This is a genomic window from Geminicoccus harenae, from assembly GCF_019800005.1.
Taxonomy (GTDB): Bacteria; Pseudomonadota; Alphaproteobacteria; order Geminicoccales; family Geminicoccaceae; genus Geminicoccus; species Geminicoccus harenae.
This window is the reverse complement of sequence record NZ_JABGCL010000103.1, coordinates 1-2,521: the sequence shown is the minus strand read 5'-3', so window position 1 is coordinate 2,521 and position 2,521 is coordinate 1. Positions and strand designations below refer to the sequence as shown.

The 2,521-nt window shown below is 63.7% G+C and carries 2 protein-coding genes; both read left to right on the top strand.

Annotation, left to right across the window (positions count from 1 at the left end; genetic code table 11):
- Nucleotides 1–437 precede the first annotated feature (437 nt).
- Nucleotides 438–1,670, top strand: a complete 1,233-nt coding sequence (locus HLA95_RS26900; protein WP_191061829.1) for an AIPR family protein — start codon at nt 438–440, stop codon at nt 1,668–1,670.
- Nucleotides 1,671–2,318: 648 nt separating this feature from the next.
- A partial coding sequence (locus tag HLA95_RS26895; protein ID WP_222185011.1) for a transposase occupies nt 2,319–2,521 on the top strand: 203 nt, incomplete at its 3' end.

The window sequence follows — 2,521 nt, the reverse complement described above, 5'->3', positions numbered from 1 at the left end:
ACCTGGCCCATAGCGCATCCCTTGCCGCATGGTGATCCATTGTACCACCACATTGCGGGATCAAACACCTAGATATTCGTTGGTGGTAACGGCGCATTGGTTTTGCCGAGCGGGTGCTTGTAGTGGTGATTTTATGAACTGTCATAGTGTTCTGAGCCGCCAGCGCCATGCCTGCGGGCAGGCGGTGAATATGACAGTGTATTAGCAAACCTCAGTAACCTGACGGATACGAGGAGTGATGACGAAGACCAAGAAGGTCCCCGCACCATCAGGGCTAACTGCCCAGATTGCGTACTGGAAGGACCAGCCGGCCGTCGCCGGACTCGCATCCGGTGCCGCGACCTTGAACGCGCTCAACCAGATGGTATCGGCCGCATTTCTCGGCCCTGGTGCCTCACTAGAGATGCGGGAGTGGAAGCAGCGCGCCGCGCTCGACGGTGGACGAACTCGACCTCGAAACCGGCACCGGCGGGCTGCCGGCGATCCGGAGCCTGAAGGGGCTGCAGATCGTGAATGGTGGCCAGACGACCGCGTCACTTCACAGGGCGCGTCGAAAGGAGAGCCTCTCCCTCGATCATGTCGCGGTGCCGGTGAAGATCATCAAGGTGGGCGGTGCCGACCTAGCCGAGATGGTCGCGTCCATCTCGCGCGCCGCCAATCGGCAGAACACCGTCCAGCTGGCCGACTTCTCGGCAAACGACCCGTTTCACCAGGAGCTGGAGACGCTGGCCAACAATACATGGCTGGAGGACGGGAAGGGACGGTGGTTCTACGAGCGCGCGCGGGGGGCCTTCCAGGCGGCCGAAGCCAAAGCCGCCTATCGCAAGACCGACCAGCAGGCGTTCCGGCAGGCGACACCGAAGCAGCGGCGTCTCAGCAAGCTCGACGTGGCCCGCTACCTCTCCGCGTGGTCGGGCCTGCCCTATCGCGTCTGCCTCGGTGGACAGAAGAATTTCCAGTTCTTCATGCAGCGACTGAAGGACGAGCCGCCTCCGCCGCCCGACACGGAATGGTTCAAGCGCCTCGTGGCCGTCGGCATCCTCTACCGGAGCGTCGAGAAGATCGTGCGGTCCATGATATTCCCGGCTTATGGCGCCCAGATCGTCGCCTACCTGATCGCGGGCCTCAGCCACCGGTGCGGCGGCCGGATCGACTTCGCGCGGATCTGGGTCAAGCAGGCCATCTCGCCCGAACTGGAAGCGCTTGTGCGCGACTGGGCGCACCAGCTCGACGCCGTGATGCGCGCGTCGGCAGGTCAGCTCAATCCCAGCGAATGGTACAAGAAGGAAGCTTGCTGGGCCGATATCCGGAACCGTCTGCCCGACCTCACCGATCCCCTACCGCCAGAACTCGCCTTCAGGTCCGCAACAGCTGGCGGCGAGGGACTTTCGGTGGGGGCGGGCGCATCGGTCTCCGCTGCGGACTACGAGCGGATCGCCCGATGCATGGAGGTAAACGCCGCCACTTGGCTCGAAGTGGCCGAGCGCGGCCAGCGGTCGGGCGTCATTCACTGGAAGGTTGCCGGGATCTGCCGCAGCGTCGCCGGCTACGCCGCCGGCGGCTGGCAGAAGAAGCCTTCCGCCAAGCAGGCGAAGCCCGCGCTGGACGCCCTCGTCGCGGTGGAGCGGGCCGGCCTCCTGGGCGCCAATGCTGATGCGGCCGCCGAGTAGATTTGCGCGTCTCTGCCCCGCCGCCACCTTGCCTAGTTGGTTCCCGGGTTGCTCTGAGAGGCCCCTACCGACCAATGACGACGCGGGAGAGGCGATCAACTGAGTCGGACAGTTTTCCCATTTCTGGCCCACCAGCTTTGTTGGCCCCAGTTCCGTCAGCGCCGTGGCCTGCCACCACTGTACACGATTGGCAGCTCAGCGTGACCAAACAGGCGATAAAGCCAATGACGACGATCCCCGCAATGCCATCTGAGGTACATGCATGATATGGGACAAGTGATGCTGCGCTTGGAAATCGGTCGCTGGCGCGACCGGACGCAGCAAGTGCTCGACGACCCGAGGCGCTGAGAACGTCGATACTTCCTGATATGACTGCCACCAGTTGCGCTCTCGTCGCGCCATGGTGGTGACACAGCCGGAGCCGCTGGACTGAGGCTTCCGCTAACCTCTTGAAGATGCTGGTGCCACCTGAGTGACACCCGACCTACGCATCACGAAATACGCTGCCGCGTGGCTCCGCCAGCCACAGGAGCGCCTAAAGGGTTGTTGTTGGCTCCAAGCGCCTAGGTAGGGAACTCAAACAACCTTCTGCAGGTTCATGGCTTTTGGTCGACTGATCAGGGACGCAGGCTGAGGAGGGTATGGCGGATGGCACATCTGTACTGGCTGTCGGACGCGGCCTGGGCGCGGATCGAGCCGCATCTGCCCCATGGCCGGCCAGGACGGCCCAGGGTCGACGATCGGCGGGTGATCAGCGGGATCCTGCACGTGCTCAAGACCGGCTGCCGTTGGCGGGATGTGCCGCCAGACTACGGCCCCGCCACGACCATCTACAACCGCTACAACCGATG